The sequence below is a fragment of the Cytophagales bacterium genome (genome assembly GCA_019456305.1).
In the GTDB taxonomy this organism is placed as follows: Bacteria; Bacteroidota; Bacteroidia; order Cytophagales; family VRUD01; genus VRUD01.
The window spans coordinates 1-15,992 of the sequence record VRUD01000026.1 but is presented as its reverse complement, the minus strand read 5'-3'; the positions used below and the strand labels follow the sequence as shown (position 1 = coordinate 15,992).

General features: G+C 38.8%; 10 protein-coding genes, 1 tRNA gene and 2 pseudogenes. 7 read left to right on the top strand and 6 right to left on the bottom strand.

Annotated features, from left to right (window positions below; all coding sequences use genetic code 11):
- Positions 1–81 precede the first annotated feature (81 nt).
- The 3 genes from FVQ77_07340 (at position 82) to FVQ77_07330 (ending at position 3,383) form a co-directional block, all read left to right on the top strand.
- Positions 82–672, top strand: a complete 591-nt coding sequence (locus tag FVQ77_07340; GenBank protein ID MBW8050138.1) for a HupE/UreJ family protein — start codon at positions 82–84, stop codon at positions 670–672.
- 113 nt (positions 673–785) lie between these two features.
- Positions 786–3,044, top strand: a complete 2,259-nt coding sequence (locus FVQ77_07335; protein ID MBW8050137.1) for a M1 family metallopeptidase — start codon at positions 786–788, stop codon at positions 3,042–3,044.
- Positions 3,045–3,308: 264 nt separating this feature from the next.
- Positions 3,309–3,383: transfer RNA gene (locus FVQ77_07330), tRNA-Pro, on the top strand.
- Positions 3,384–3,706: 323 nt separating this feature from the next.
- On the opposite strand, the pseudogene FVQ77_07325 reads toward FVQ77_07330, so the two are convergent.
- Together FVQ77_07325 and FVQ77_07320 are read right to left on the bottom strand one after the other, a co-directional pair.
- Positions 3,707–4,333, bottom strand: a pseudogene (locus FVQ77_07325) (carbonic anhydrase).
- Between the two features lie 38 nt (positions 4,334–4,371).
- A complete protein-coding gene (locus FVQ77_07320) occupies positions 4,372–6,084 on the bottom strand; it encodes a SulP family inorganic anion transporter (protein ID MBW8050136.1) in 1,713 nt (570 codons plus the stop codon).
- A 170-nt stretch (positions 6,085–6,254) separates the two neighbouring features.
- Between FVQ77_07320 and FVQ77_07315 the strand changes: the two genes are divergently transcribed.
- Both FVQ77_07315 and FVQ77_07310 read left to right on the top strand, forming a co-directional pair.
- Complete coding sequence (locus FVQ77_07315; GenBank protein MBW8050135.1) at positions 6,255–6,479, top strand: DUF433 domain-containing protein; 225 nt, start codon at positions 6,255–6,257, stop codon at positions 6,477–6,479.
- Positions 6,476–6,829, top strand: a complete 354-nt coding sequence (locus FVQ77_07310) for a hypothetical protein (protein ID MBW8050134.1) — start codon at positions 6,476–6,478, stop codon at positions 6,827–6,829. Before FVQ77_07315 ends, FVQ77_07310 begins: the two co-directional genes overlap by 4 nt.
- Before the next feature lie 181 nt (positions 6,830–7,010).
- On the opposite strand, the gene ald is transcribed toward FVQ77_07310, so the two are convergent.
- The 4 genes and pseudogenes from ald to FVQ77_07290 form a co-directional block, all read right to left on the bottom strand.
- Positions 7,011–8,135 carry an alanine dehydrogenase gene (gene ald, locus FVQ77_07305; GenBank protein ID MBW8050133.1) on the bottom strand — a complete coding sequence of 375 codons (1,125 nt, stop codon included), beginning with the start codon at positions 8,133–8,135 and terminating at the stop codon, positions 7,011–7,013.
- A 575-nt stretch (positions 8,136–8,710) separates the two neighbouring features.
- Positions 8,711–9,073, bottom strand: a pseudogene (locus FVQ77_07300) (DUF1573 domain-containing protein).
- Positions 9,074–9,314: 241 nt separating this feature from the next.
- Positions 9,315–11,729, bottom strand: a complete 2,415-nt coding sequence (locus FVQ77_07295) for a T9SS type A sorting domain-containing protein (GenBank protein ID MBW8050132.1) — start codon at positions 11,727–11,729, stop codon at positions 9,315–9,317.
- Positions 11,730–11,885: 156 nt separating this feature from the next.
- Positions 11,886–13,688 carry a T9SS type A sorting domain-containing protein gene (locus FVQ77_07290; protein MBW8050131.1) on the bottom strand — a complete coding sequence of 601 codons (1,803 nt, stop codon included), beginning with the start codon at positions 13,686–13,688 and terminating at the stop codon, positions 11,886–11,888.
- Positions 13,689–13,915: 227 nt separating this feature from the next.
- Between FVQ77_07290 and FVQ77_07285 the strand changes: the two genes are divergently transcribed.
- Together FVQ77_07285 and FVQ77_07280 are read left to right on the top strand one after the other, a co-directional pair.
- On the top strand, positions 13,916–14,893 hold the full coding sequence (locus FVQ77_07285) for an ATP-binding cassette domain-containing protein (GenBank protein MBW8050130.1): 978 nt from the start codon (positions 13,916–13,918) through the stop codon (positions 14,891–14,893).
- 217 nt (positions 14,894–15,110) lie between these two features.
- A partial coding sequence (locus tag FVQ77_07280) for an ABC transporter permease (protein MBW8050129.1) occupies positions 15,111–15,992 on the top strand: 882 nt, incomplete at its 3' end.

Genomic DNA, 15,992 nt, shown 5'->3' with positions numbered 1-15,992 from the left:
TGTTAACTGTTGTTAACTGTTATTAACTGTTATTAACTTTAATGTGAGTGTTTATTTGTTAATATTATGTACTTTTAAAAAATGTCAACTTTTTCATCATACTTTATCCAGGGTTTCCATCACATCAGCAGCTTAAATACTTACGACCACATTCTTTTTGTGGCAGCATTGTTTATTATTTATCAAATAGCTGATTGGAAAAAGGTGCTGTGGTTAGTTACCTCTTTTACCTTCGGGCATTTAATATCGGTGGTACTAACTTCATTGAATGATTTTACTATTAATAATCATCTGATTGAATTTCTCCTGCCATGTACCATTCTCATTACTGCTATTTCAAACATTTTTTTTAGAAAGGAAAAATATCAATACAGGTATCCTTCACATAATTTCAGGTACTTCTTTGGCGTTTTCTTTGCCTTCATACATGGGATGGGAATTTCAAATCATCTCAGGCAGGTTTTGGGCAATAGTGAAAACATCATGTTGAAACTTTTTGCCTTTAATATTGGCGTGGAAGTATGTCAAATATTACTTTTGTTTGCTATATTAGCGGCTTCATTCATATTTGTCTATTTTTTCAGAATAACACGGAGAGAATGGAACCTGATCATTTCCGGTGTTGTCGGGGGGATTGCACTTGTGTTGGTGATTGAAAATAGTATATTTTAGATAAACTATTGATTTCCCAAAGCAGTCGGAGCCGGGTGGGACGAACAATCTAACTATAACTAACAACTAACAAACTATAACCAACGACTAACAAACCAATAACTAACATTATCATGAGAAAAATCAGAAACCTGGTAGTAGCAGCTATATTGCTTACTGTCTACTGTCAACTGCCTGCTGATTTGTTTGCCCAGCAAAATATCAGCAACTCAAAATTCCAGCAATTAGTAGAAGAACTCCCTACTCCAAACAATTACAGGACAGCTTCTGGCGCTCCGGGACACAAATACTGGCAGCAAAAAGCTGATTATGTTATTAAGGCAGAATTAGATGATGAAAATCAGCGAATCACTGGTTTTGAAACCATTAACTATATCAATAATTCTCCTGATGCGCTTTCTTACCTGTGGCTGCAATTAGACCAGAATGTAAGAGCAAAAAGTTCAGACTCCTACAAATCCAATACACACACAATAGATGGCGATCTTGAGCTGAACGAATTAGCCTATTTTGTGAATCATGGTAGCTTTGAAGGCGGATATAAAATTGAGCAGGTTAAAGACAAATCAGGGCTGGATTTAAAATATTTTATTAATAAAACTATGATGCGGGTAGATATTCCTTCACCATTAAAACCAGATAATTCTTACACCTTTTCCATAAAATGGAGCTATAATATCAATAACCATGTGGAAATAGGGGGACGCTCAGGATATGAATATTTTGAAGAAGATGGAAATTACCTGTATGAAATTGCGCAATGGTTTCCACGTATGGCTGTATATGATGATGTAAACGGCTGGCAGAACAAGCAGTTTCAAGGCAGGGGCGAGTTTGCGTTATCATTCGGAGATTATAAGGTAAGCATTACCGTACCGGCAGATCACATAGTGGCAGCCACAGGAGAATTGCAAAATGCGGATGATGTGCTAACAAAAAAACAGATCGAAAGACTGAAAAAAGCCCGGAGTAATGATCAGCCTGTACTTATTATTACCCAGGATGAAGCTGTACAAAATGAAAAATCCAGGTCAGATAAAAAGAAAACCTGGATCTTTCATGCCAACAACGTGCGTGATTTTGCCTGGGCAAGTTCAAGGAAATTCATCTGGGACGCCATGGGTGTGAATATCAACCAGCCTCGCACCAAAGGTCAGGGTAGCAACAAAGTGCTTGCCATGTCATTTTATCCAAAGGAGGGGAATCCCCTCTGGGGAAAATACTCTACCAGAGTGGTTGCTAATACGTTAAAAATCTATTCAGTATATAGTGTTGACTATAGTTACCCTGTTGCGATCTCTGTTCATGGGCCGGTTTGGGGCATGGAATATCCTATGATCTGCTTTAACGGTGCCCGCCCTGATCCGGACGGTTCCTATGATGAGGCGAAGAAAAACAGCCTCATATCGGTGGTCACCCATGAAGTAGGGCATAATTTTTTCCCCATGATCATCAATTCGGATGAAAGGCAGTGGACATGGTTAGATGAAGGGCTGAATAGCTTTGTTCAGGGGCTTGCCCTTAAAGAATGGGATCCTCAATTCCGTCCAAAAAGGGGAGGCATAAAGAACATAATCAGCTATATGAAAGGTGATAAATCCAAAATGGTTCCGATCATGACCAATTCCGAATCACTTTTACAGTTTGGCAAAAATGCTTACGGAAAAACTGCTGCTGCGCTGAATATTTTGAGAAATACGGTGATGGGTAAAGAATTATTTGACTATGCTTTTAAGGAATATTGCAGAAGGTGGGCATTCAAACGTCCGATGCCTGCCGACTTATTCCGTACCATGGAAGATGCTTCAGGGGTAGACCTTGACTGGTTCTGGAGAGGCTGGTTTTTTACTACCGATCATGTAGATATGTCAATTGAGAATGTTGCATTGTTAAGATTAGAAGCCTCACTCCCTAATTCCCTCGTCAAAGGGGAAGGAGAAAAGCATCACTCCTTAAATAAATTAAACGATAATAACGTTGAAAATAGCCACCTATCAGATATTCATACCGAATACCCGGGATTCGATATAGCAATTTTAGATAAGGCTGGTTATGAAAGTTTATACAATGACCTTACCGGTGAACAGAAAGATCTGTTAGGAAAAGGCTTAAACTTATATGAGGTGAAATTTAATAATATTGGGGGCCTGGTAATGCCCTTGATCCTGCAAATCAGCTATGAAGATAGTTCGGAAGAAGTGATAAGAATACCAGCCGAGATCTGGAAGAAAAATGATAAACAGGTCAGCCAGGTATTTGTATCAGAAAAAAAAGCCGTGTCTTTCAAACTTGATCCGTTATCAGAAACAGCCGATACTGATGTTAATAACAATTATTTCCCAAGGAGGGTAGGGGAGGGTAGGAGGGAATAAGGAAATGCAGTTGGCAGTTGGCAATAGACAGTAGACAATATGACAATAGACAATGACTATGACAAGGGGTGGTTATCATCGGATGACTCTCCAGGTTGTGCGTTTGGGTCATCCGATGAATTTGCTGGGAATAAGGGAATAAGGAAATAAGGGAATAGAGGGAATAAAGGCAAGGTTGTGGCAGTAGCAGTTGACAGTTCAATTGACAGTTAATTGATAAGTTTATAATAAAATTACTAAATCTAAAAATAATTCAATAATGTTCGGGGTGTAGCGTAGTCCGGTTAGCGCACCAGGCTGGGGGTCTGGGGGTCGGGAGTTCGAATCTCCCCACCCCGACACTGGGAAAAATGGAAAATGGATATTAATTCTTGATTTTGAAACCACTAATTACACTAATTAAGAATTTCACTAATTTAGTGTAATTAGTGTCTGTCTATAATGTCAAAAATATTCGTTAATGAAAATCCAAAGTTTCAACATTAAGTTGGCAGTTGGCAGTCGGCAGTTGGCAAATTTGCTGACTGCCGACTGTGGACTGCCGACTTTTTAATCAACTTACGAGGTTATGTTTTTACTATAATATATTAAACATTCGACTTTATAGACAGACACTAATTAGTGGTTTCGGATTTCGGATTTTTATTTTCTTCCATCTTCCATCAACCATTTTCCATAAACTCTACCTTGCCCGTTTCCACATCATACATCCCGCCAACAATCCCTATCTCTGCATTTCCGATCATTTCTGCTAATATTTGGCTCCCTTCCTTAATGGCATTTATTGTCATAAAAACGTTCCTTACAGCTACCTTCTGCACAAACCCGCCATTTGTTGTACTGTCATCTTTTTCATTCTTAACAGAATCTACCGCAGGCTTTATTTTGCTGATAAGCGTTGTCAGGTTTCCCAATTTTACGTCATCACATGCGCCACGTACTGCCCCACACCGGCTATGGCCTAACACTACGATAAGCGCTGAATCCAGCACTTTACAGGCAAACTCCAGGCTTCCAAGTATATCGTCATTCACAATATTACCTGCGATGCGCACATTCAAAATATCGCCAATGCCCTGGTCAAAGATCAGTTCAGGAGGCACACGCGAGTCAATGCATCCGAGCACTACCGCAAACGGGCGCTGCCCCGAAGCTGTTTGCCTGACCTGTTCCAGCAAGTCACGGTTAATTTGGTTGTTGCTAACAAACCTTTGGTTACCTTCCTTTAATAATTCAAGTGCTTTTTCAGGGGTTTGCATTGCTTATGATTCTTTCGTTTGAATAAACATTTTATTGCTTTTATAAATTATATGGCATTAAATTTTTATCACATATGGTAAGATACCTCCGCCTTTTTAATTTCGTGCAGATCATCAATAATTTTTTTAAATCCATCCTTGCTCTCTTCAAAGTTATGTTTCAGCCACTTGGTGCAACCACGAAAGCTTGCAAACAGATACGATTCGGGTATCAATCCGGGAACCACATTCAACTTTCTTAACATGTCCACCGGCTGTTCCTTGATCCCTGTCATCAACACCACAATATCTTTCTTCTCAAGCCCAAGTATTACCTCTTCCAGCGCATACAAACCTGACTGGTCTATGTAAGGAACTTTTTCCATCCTCATGATAACTATTTTAACTTCAGGCAAGGCTTGGGTCATTTGCTGAAATTGAGCAGTAAACCCGAAAAATAAGGGTCCGTCAAGGTGTTTGATGTAAATCTTATCTTCAATTTTATCTGAAATCTCTTCTTCATCTTTCCACGGTAATTCCTTTTCAAACTTAGTAATGGAAGATATTTTTGATTCGTCACTCACTATATCACTCATTTTCTTCATGAACGCCAGGGATGCGAGAACCATTCCCACAGCCACTGCAGTAAGCAGGTCCCCGAAAACAGTGATCGCCAGTACTATAACCAATATCATCGCCTCTGCCCTGGGCACATGAAGCAGGTGTTTCAGTCCCTTATAGTCAATAATTCCAATTCCCACCGTAATCAAAATACCGGCAAGAACACACAACGGGATATGGGCAGCATATTTTCCGGCACCAAATAACACAACAACAAGCAGCAAACCATGCACAAGACCCGCCAGTCGTGTTTTGCCTCCTGCATTAATATTCACCACAGTTCTCATGGTAGCGCCTGCACCTGGAATACCTCCAATCAGTGCAGATGCCATATTACCAATACCCTGCCCTATCAGCTCCCGGTTACTGTTATGTTTAGTCTTGGTGACGTTATCGGCTATCACCGAAGTAAGCAGCGAATCAATTGCACCCAATGCAGCAAGAGTGATGGCAAACTTCACGATCAGCCAGTAGTTTGAAGGTTCTATTGACAAGATGGAAGCAATCTTTAATTCAGGAAGTCCTGTAGGAATATCTCCTATTATAGGAACATCAATTTTAAGAAAAAATGCAGTTAGTGTAACAACAACCAAAGCAACCAACTGGCTGGGAACAACTTTCGTAATTTTCGGAAATAGGTATATAATAACAATTGTTAAACCGCCCAATCCTACCGCACTTATATTCATTGCTGTAAGAGGTTTAGAGAAGTGAATAATAATATCTATTGTGCTTTTTTCAGAATCATGACCCAAAAAAGGATACAATTGATATAAGATGATGATCGCTCCTATTCCGCTCATGAATCCTGATAATACCGGGTAGGGAATAAACTTCACATACTTGCCTACTTTTAAAATACCCAGGAGAATTTGAAACCCTCCTGCCAGCAAGAAAGTAGCGATAATGACACCCATGCCATTCTGCACGCTTCCGGAAAGCACAATTACTGTTCCGATGACTGCTGCCGATACTACGGTCATCGGCCCGGTAGGCCCGCTTATCTGGGTGGCTGTTCCTCCAAAGATTGCCGCCAGGATCCCAAGCACTATTGCACCATAAAGACCGGCAACAGCTCCCATGCCCGATTGAACGCCAAAGGCAAGCGCCAGCGGCAGCGCAACAATGCCTGCTGTTATTCCACCGAATAGATCTCCTTTTATATTACTGAATTTCAAAATTTTGGTTATTGTTATAAATTTTTTTTGAAAATATTGCGATGCAATATTAACAAATTTGGTGAAAATAAACCTCGTGGATATGTAATTTTTGTATTTATTATTATCTTTGTAAAACAAAAAAGTATTAACTATAGCAAAATAACGTGCTCAAATTCTATATTAGAATTATGATAAACTACAAAGATTACATTACCATTGAGTCAGGAAAACGGTCAGGTAAACCTTGTATAAGAGGGTTCAGGATTACAGTTTATGATATTTTAAACATGCTTGCCGATGAAATGACTTTCGAGGAGATAATGGATGATTTTCCAAAAATTACAAAGGAGGATATTCTTGCTTGTTTAGCTTATGCTGCTGATCGGGAACACAAAGTTACAGTATTAAGCCCATGAAATTGTTATTTGACAACAATCTATCTGATAAGTTAATAGCAAGACTTGATGATCTTTTTCCAGGCTCAACGCATGTAATGATAAAAGGATTAGATGAATCTGATGATCAAGAAATTTGGATTTTTGCAAAAAAAAACGGTTTTACGATAGTAACAAAAGACTCAGATTTTAACGACTTAAGTGTAACAAGAGGCAGCCCACCCAAAGTGATTTGGTTGAAAATAGGAAATTGTAGAGTCCCTTATATAGAGAATATAATCCGAGATAATATTAAAGCCTTGAATGAATTCCTTGATGACCCCGAAATAGGAGTAATCGAGATTTACCGATTCATGCTGACAAGTCACTGAAACTGATATTGTCCGGTACTAAAGACGTCTGACAATCCCTGCTGTTATTCCACCGAATATATCTCCTTTTATATTACTGAATTTCAAAATTATTGGCAATATTTTATTATTTACTGAATAGTTACGGTTTTTTAATACCTCAGCATACTTTTTCGCATGGCATTCAGGCCATGCGCTATGCTCAACGCGCATGCGCTAGATATTCCTCCACGTCATGATATTCTAACCCAAAAGTCTCTGCTACACCTTTATAAACAATATCTCCATTAATAATATTTAACCCCAATAACAGTTCCAGGTTTTCACTGCATGCTTTTTCCCATCCTTTATTTGCGAGTTCTATGGCATAAGGGAGCGTAGCATTGGTTAGGGCTAACGTAGAAGTATAGGGAACCGCACCGGGCATATTGGCAACACAATAATGAACAATTTCATCAATTACAAAAGTGGGTTTCTGATGTGTGGTAGGTTTGCAGGTTTCGATACAGCCACCCTGGTCAACGGCAACATCAACCAATACCGTACCCGCTCTCATTTCTTTAAGCATTTTACGAGTGATAAGATTGGGTGCTTTAGTGCCTGGTATCAGAACTGCCCCAATAATAAGGTCTGATGTTTTTATCGCTTCCCTGATATTATAATGGTTAGAAACAATGGTAATGACGTTGGCAGGCATAATGTCGCTCAAATATCTTAGTCGCTGCAAGCTTATGTCCATAATAGTTACGTTAGCTCCCAATCCTGCTGCCATCTTCGCAGCTTGAGTACCAACGATACCTCCGCCTAGGATAAGTACATTTGAAGGATTTACTCCAGGAACACCGCCCAATAATATTCCTCTGCCTTTTTGAGGCCGTTCCAGGTATTTGGCTCCTTGTTGAACTGCCATTCTACCTGCTACTTCAGACATGGGTACCAACAATGGCAAAGAACCATCAGCTTCTTCGACAGTTTCATAAGCCAGGCAAACTGCTTTGGACTTCATCATAGCATTGGTAAGTTCTAGCGAGGAAGCAAAGTGAAAATAAGTGAAGATAAGCTGATCCTTCTTAACGAGATTATATTCCTGCTTAATAGGCTCTTTTACCTTGATGATCATATCTGCACGATCATAAACATCTTCAATAGTTGGTAATATTTGTGCACCTGCAGAAGCATATTCATTATCATCAAATCCGCTTCCAATACCTGCTGTTGTTTGTACAAAGATGGTATGTCCGGATTTCTTTAATTCCGCAACACCTGCAGGCGTAAGCGCTACACGGTTTTCATCTTCTTTGATCTCTTTGGGGACTCCTATTATCATTGCGGATTGCGAATTTCGGATTGTAGATTGCAGATTGTGATAACAATTTCGGTTTTTCTCCCGAGTACTTTGGATCGGTTTTTAGGTTTTCGGTTATCCGGTTCCCAGTTTTCAGCTTACCGGTAAACCCCGCACATAAATTTATGTGCGGGGTAAACTGATTATTATTTAAACGGAACCGAAGCTTTGTCTTCCCTGAGTATGCTTTGAGAGACAAGGCTTTCAACTAAATCGGCTATTAAAGTAATGTTAAATCCCTGTTGGGTCAGATCATTTGAATTAATCGTAACCACTTCTTTGAGTACGCTTTTGCCCCTGGGGGTGTAAGTCAGCGTTAATTGGGCAGTTTCTCCGGGTTTAATCACCTGTTTGGATGCCTGATGGGTTACACACCTGCAGCGGCTCTGAACATTAGTGATCTTCAGGTCATTTTTCCCTTTGTTTGAAAAAGAAAATTTGTAGCTTACGGTCTGACCAATCTCTACTTTCCCGAAATTGTGGGTTGATTTTTCAAATTGAATGACGGGAGATTGAGCAAGCTCCTCCGGGGTAAGTACTCTTGCCGGCTTTTTATTAACAACTCCATTGATACGGAGCACCTTGGTAGGCGTCTGGGAATTTGAGGTAATTGTAATGCTTTTGGCAAATGTTCCGGGCCTTCCTTTGCTGTTGTATTGAGCTTTGACTTTTCCTGTTCCGCCAGGCGGCACCGGTTCTCTTGTCCAAAATGGTGTGGTGCAGCCGCACGATGCTTTTACGTTGGAAATGATGATGGGCTGGTTGCCTGTATTTTTAAAAACAAATTCATAAATTGCCAGCTTACCTTCTTCCACAGCGCCAAAATCGTGCGATTCTTTTTCAAACTTAAAGGTACCCTGGCAATAGCCATACGATACGATAAGTGTAAATACTGATAATAATACTAGATGCTTTTTCATGATAATTATTTTTTTGGTTTGGATGCGCAAAGATAGAGGGAAAAACTGTTTTTTCCTAAAGTTTTACAAAAATATTGGTAATGAAGCGATTAAAATGTAGACCGGCCGTGGCCGGAGGCTTTAATTTATCTCGCAAAGGCGCAAAGAGCGCAAAGTTTATTTATTTTTTAAAACCATTAAAACGGTTAGGTTATTACTTGTTTTTTGAGCCCCCTCGATAAATCGAGGGGTTAATGGTATTTTATTCAAGGATTATTTTTTTGTTGATTGTTCCTTGCTTAGTTGATAGTTGTAAATTATATATTCCTTTTGCATAGCCACTCATATCTATTTTATTTTGATAGCTGCCTGTAAAATCAGTTAGATTTTCCTGATAAATTATCTGACCTTTTATGTTAATTATTTTGAGATTGATTTGCTGCTTTTCTGTTATGTTGAATGTTACGGTGAATTCTCCGGTGTTTGGATTTGGGTGAACTTTTAATTGATTATTGTTGATTGTTGATTGATTATTGATGCCAGTTGAGATAGTTACTGCAATTGAATCTGTGGCTGAACAGCCATTTGTATCTGTGATTTGTACTATATAAGTGGCTGTTGAATCAACTGTTATGGTTGGTGTGGTTTCTCCTGTTGACCAGTCATAGCTTGAAAAACCTGCACTCGCATCAAGCGTTATTGAACAACTATTGCAAATAATAGTATCTGCACCGAGATTAACAGTTGGTAATGAATTAACTATTAAGGTTGTAGCAATTACGCTATCGCAACTATTGACAGTGGTTAAGCTGTCATAGTATGTTCCGGCTATCTTGCGATAAACAGCAAATATCGAAACGCTGTCGCCATCGCAGATAGTTTCATTAGGTGTGTTAATGGTATAAGTTGGATTGACGATTAAGGTTGTAGCAATTACGCTATCGCAACTATTGGCAGTGGTTAAACTGTCATAGTATGTTCCGGCTATTTTGCGATAAACAGCAAATATCGAAACGCTATCGCCATCGCAGATGGTTTCATCCGGTGTGTTAATGGTATAAGTTGGATTGACGATTAAGGTTGTAGCAATTACGCTGTCGCAACTATTGACTGTGGTTAAACTGTCATAGTATGTTCCTGCTGTTTTGCGATAAATACCACCTATCAAAACGCTATCGCCATCACAGATGGTGTCGTTAGGTGTGTTAATGGAATAAGTTGGATTGACGATCAAGGTTGTAGCAATTATGCTGTCGCAACTATTGGCAGTAGTTAAGCTGTCATAGTATATTCCTGCGGTTTTGCGATAAACACCACCTATCAAAACGCTATCGCCATCACAGATGGTGTCGTTAGGTGTGTTGAAAGAATAAGTTGGATTGACAATAATTATAACACCGGATGAATCACTGCAACTGCCGCTATCTGCAATAAGACTGATGGAATAAGTACCTGCTATATTAAATGTTCTTGAAGTATCGGTAGCCGTACTAAAAGGAGTACCGTTTTGCTGCCATTCATAAGTAATAGCTCCTGTGCTGGTATTGGTGAAATTGATGATTTCTCCTTCACAAATCGTTGTTGCGCTGGAAGTAAAAGAGGAGGTAATTCCACAAGTATCTGCGTTCCATCTGGCAATATAATTTGCGTTTATACCACCTGCGGTTGTGAAATCACCACCCGCATAGAGTTCACCATTATACTCAATTAATGAATAAACCCAACCATTCATTCCTGTCCCTACTGGATACCAATTTGTCCCGTTCCATTTTGCAATATAATTTGCTGCCACTCCACCTGCGGTTGTAAAAAGACCTCCTGCATAGAGTTCATTGTTATAGTTGGTTAAGGACTCAACATCAAAGTTCATCCCGGTTCCTACTGAATCCCAGCTTGCTCCATTCCATCGAGCGATCCTATAAATGCTCATTGCTCCTGAATTAATAAAAGTCCCTCCCGCATAAACCTCACCATTAAACGAATCTATAGCCAACACCTGATCTGCAAAGGGATCTCCAAGTCCACTTCCTAAAGAATCCCAGCTTGTCCCATTCCATTGTGCAATATTAATAGCGCTTACTCCACCTGCAGTAGTAAATAGACCACCAACGTATAGAACAGTATTAAGCGCGGCTAAAGACAGAACAAAAAGATTAGTTCCTGTTCCAACAGAACTCCAATTACTTCCATCCCATTTTGCAATAGTTGGTGCACTCACTCCACCTGCAGTTGAAAAAAATCCTCCTGCGTAAAGTGTATTATTGTAAACGGCTAATGTCATGACATCAGAATCCATTCCGGTTCCTACAGAATCCCAGCTTGTTCCGTTCCATTTTGCAATGTATTTGGCGCTTATTCCACCTGCCAATGTAAAAGAACCTGCCGCATAGAGTGTATCATTATAAATTGCTAATGCTTGTACACCACTATTCAATCCTGATCCTAAAGAATCCCAGCTTGTTCCGTCCCATTTAGCAATATTATTGGCGCTTACTCCACCCGCAGTGGTAAACCCTCCACCGGCATAAAGGATATTATTAACTGTATCTACAACAAATGCCCCTACACCACCATTCATTCCCGTTCCCACAGAATCCCAGGTTTGGGCTTTTGCTTTAAAGGATAAAGTGATTAAACTTAAAAGCAAAATTGCGATTATTGATTTTAATTTGTTCATCTCTATAAATTTTTGGGAATTATACCAAAAAATAGCAAAACCCCTGGTTTAAATAAAACTTTGAAAACAAAGATAAAATGCTTTTTTTAAAAAAACAAAACTTGCCAAGTATATTCCAAATTTATAATGGAATTCCCTGGCAAGTTTATATAAAATTTATTTTAATAGCAATTTTTCAATTCTAATAATGCCGTTCTCTGTTTCTAACTTGTAATAGTAAATACCGGTTGGCAGATCTTCTGCATTGAATTGAATGGAATACAAATTATTTTCCTCCATTGTTCCCTCAAACAACGTAATAATATGCTTACCCATTATATTAAACACCCTTAAGGTAGCATACACTGTTTCATCTAAATCAAATTGAATAATTGTTGTTTCGGAAAATGGATTTGGATAAGCTGATAATCTTAGCTGGGGATCATTATTACCACCAAATGCAATGCTATCACACGCTCCTAAGTTATCTCCGTGCGCCAAATGTGCATCAACTGCATTAGAGCTTACAAAGATCGTATGTGAATTAGCAGGATTTCCGGGTGGAATATGGCATATTGCTACTTTGGCTCCTGCCGTATCATTTCCACCTCCAACAGGGGTTATAATGATACAATCGGATGCATCAAAAGGCGTACTATCCAATAGAATACCCGTAATGGTTAAAACTATTGTATCACCCCCGCTGACAGGGCCAAGTGTGCTCACAATATCCTGGGTTTTGAATTTCAGGGTCAGGTCATCAAAACCATCGGCACCGCCAGTAGTGCAGTCACAAACATCTACTTTGTTCACTACAGGTGTGCTAACATCTTCAATATTTGACCTGATAGGAGAAATTCCCTGAAGCAGCACTGAAGAAACATCAATATCATTGACATCAAAATCTGCTGTGCCAAGGATCGCAATTGGTAGAACGCCATTGCTTTTTACATTCAATGGATTCGGACAGGAGGTTGGCTTGATGTCTAAATTAACCACCTCTTCTACTTTTGGAACAGCAACAGCGCTGAATACGCGTGAGAAAAAGTTAACATCAGTAGAGCTACTGGACCCTTGATAATACATGCGTAATGTGTCTCCTGGAAATTGAACAATTGAAGTTGTTAAGATCGTGCCACTTTCCAACAAAAAACCGTCAGGATGGTTGCCAGGAAGCAGTCTCACACCTGGGTCATCGGTAAAACTTAAACCATCTGAAGATCTTGCGCTTAATATTTTACTATAGTTTGGCCTTGAAAAGTATATGACAACTGTGCTATCTGGCAAACGAATGGCAGCGAATTCAGCCGCATTTTCAATACGTCTGCCAGATTCAACACTCCAAGTTAATCCATTAGTCGAAGTTGCACTCCCGATAAAATTCTCATTTCTAACGCGATAATACATACGCAAAAGACCACCTGGTAATTCAATAACGACAGGATCAACAACAAGGTTAGTATGTGACCCAGGAACACTGATCAGTCGGAAGCCGGCTTCTACTACCCAAGTCAATCCGTCAGATGATAATGCACTTTTTATTGCCCCTGTCAAACTGGCTTCATAATACATACGGAAAAGGGTGTCAGATACTTTGATAATGTGAGGGTGGAAACCAAATCCCGGAAGCCTGTCCCCGGTATCTTTGACCCATACAAGTCCGTCTGTGGATGTGGCGCTATGCATCTCCTTAAAATTTTGTCTAAGTTGATCATAGTATATACGCAATGTACCATCCGGGAAACGATAGACGTAGGGAGTGTGAAGGCCGCGCGGTGCAGCTATGTCAATAGAATCAAAATTAATGCGAATTCCAGACTCTTTAACCCAGTTATCTGATGGAAAGATAGTCACATCTAAATGTTGGGCATGAACAGAAACCTGTGTAATTGTAATTATCAGCAAAGATACTCCCAGAGTAATCAATGCTGATGCAGTTTTGTTTAAAAACTGTTCGAACTTAATTGTAAAATTTTCCATAATGAATTTTTTTAAAGGTTTAAATTAAATAAGGCGCAAAGATATAAAGAATTATCTCAAATAAAAAACAAATTTTGTAGATATTTTTTTCACAAAACAATAAATCCTAAATTTCGCAAGTTAAAAATATTGGCGTAAGATTAAGTTACAGGATATTTAATATCCAAGAAAAATATCGATTATTTTAAAAATTAAAACTTTGTATATTTGAAAAATTAAAGAAAATCCTGGAAATCTTAAAGGTAAATAACGTAGTAAAAAGGTATGCTGGGCATACCGCCCTGAATAAGGTAAATATCAGTGTGCCAAAGCAAAGCATATTCGGTTTGCTTGGACCGAATGGTGCAGGCAAGACAACATTGATACGGATCATTACTAAGATCATCGGGGCTGACAGTGGAGAAATATATTTTGATAATGAACCGCTTGCTGCCAGACATGTTTACTCTATAGGTTATTTGCCCGAAGAAAGAGGCCTTTATAAAAAGATGAAGGTGGGAGAGCAGCTTCTCTACCTCGCTCAATTAAAAGGCATGCCTAAGAAGGATGCCCTTGCAAAACTAAAAGGCTGGGTTGAAAAATTTGAATTAACCGCCTGGTGGAATAAGAATGTAGAAGACCTCTCTAAAGGAATGCAGCAAAAAGTGCAGTTTATAAGCACAATCCTTCACAAACCGAAACTGATCATCCTGGATGAGCCTTTTTCAGGATTTGACCCGATCAATGTTAACTTAGTAAAAGATGAGATCCTGAAGTTGCGCGAACAGGGCAGCACGATCATATTCTCTACCCACAGAATGGAATCAGTAGAGGAACTTTGCGACCATATAGCTCTGATCAACAAATCAAAAACCATATTAGACGGCCCTTTAACTGAGATCAAAGATCAATACAAAACCGATACATATATGGTTGTAGGGCGACATTTATGCCGCAAGGCAGACGACAAAACCGATAAACCTGATAAGCTATTAAATGCAGATGATCCCTTGCGCTTGCTCATGACAGATTTCAAAATAATTTCAATGGAATGGTTGGAAAATAATAGTTTTAAAGCCACCATTAAGATCACCTCAAAGCGCAGTCCAAACGATCTCTTGGCAGAATTGTTAAAAAATGTTGAAATACATAGTTTCAATGAAAAAATTCCGGGTATTAACGATATATTTATTGCAAAAGTGAAGGGACATAACGTTGTAAATTGATTTAAAAATGAAATTCCTAAATATTGAGCGGAGTAAAAATAATAAGTTAGTTATTGGGTACTGGGTGCTGGGTACTGGTAGAATGAATACTGTCAGAAAGAATTACTAATAACCCAGAACCCAGTAACCAGAGCCCAGTAGCTGTTCATTAAGTGCACAAAGGATAGGTTTGAATATAAGTTTCATTTAAAATATTGAAATTCCGATACAATAAATAATGAACAAGATTTTATTAGTAATTAAACGCGAATACCTCACCCGTGTAAGAAAAAGGTCATTTATTATCATGACCATTCTCGGGCCAATATTATTAGCATCGTTAATGATTATCCCGTTTTGGCTTACCATGGTATCTCAGGAAGCCAAGATAATAGATGTGAGGGATGAAAGTAATCTTTTTACAGATAAAATTAAAAACTATAAAAATCTTACCTTTAACTTAATAACTGCCTCAATAGAAGATGCGAAAGTTAACTATTTACAAAGTGACCACTACGGCCTGCTTTACATACCCGCATTGGATATTGATGATCCTAAAGGAATAGAGTTTTATACCAGGCAAAATCCGGGCATTGAAGTTCAAAGTTATATCCAAAGGATTTTAAAAGAAGAGATTGAAAGCAGAAAACTGCAAAAAGCAGGAATTGACAGAGAAACACTGGAAAATATTAAAACCAAAATTACTATCAACACCATTAAATTAAGCGAGGAAGGTGAAAAAGACAGCAGTGCAGTCGCTTCTACTATTGTAGGGTATTTTGCCTCTTTTATGATCTATTTTTTTATATTTCTTTATGGCGTCCAGATCATGAGAGGTGTTATTGAAGAAAAAACAAGCCGTATTGTTGAAATTATAATCTCATCAGTAAAACCTTTTCAACTGATGATGGGCAAGATTACAGGCATAGCGCTGGTAGGATTAACCCAATTGCTCCTTTGGGTAATATTGACATTTGGTATTACCTCTGTAATTTTTAGTTTTCAACAAACAGACAATTTCAAAGATGAACAGATCCAAACAGCAATCAACGAACCCGAAAAAACCGGGCAGTCTTCAAAAATGTTTGAAATAATAAAAGCTATTCAGTCAATAAATATA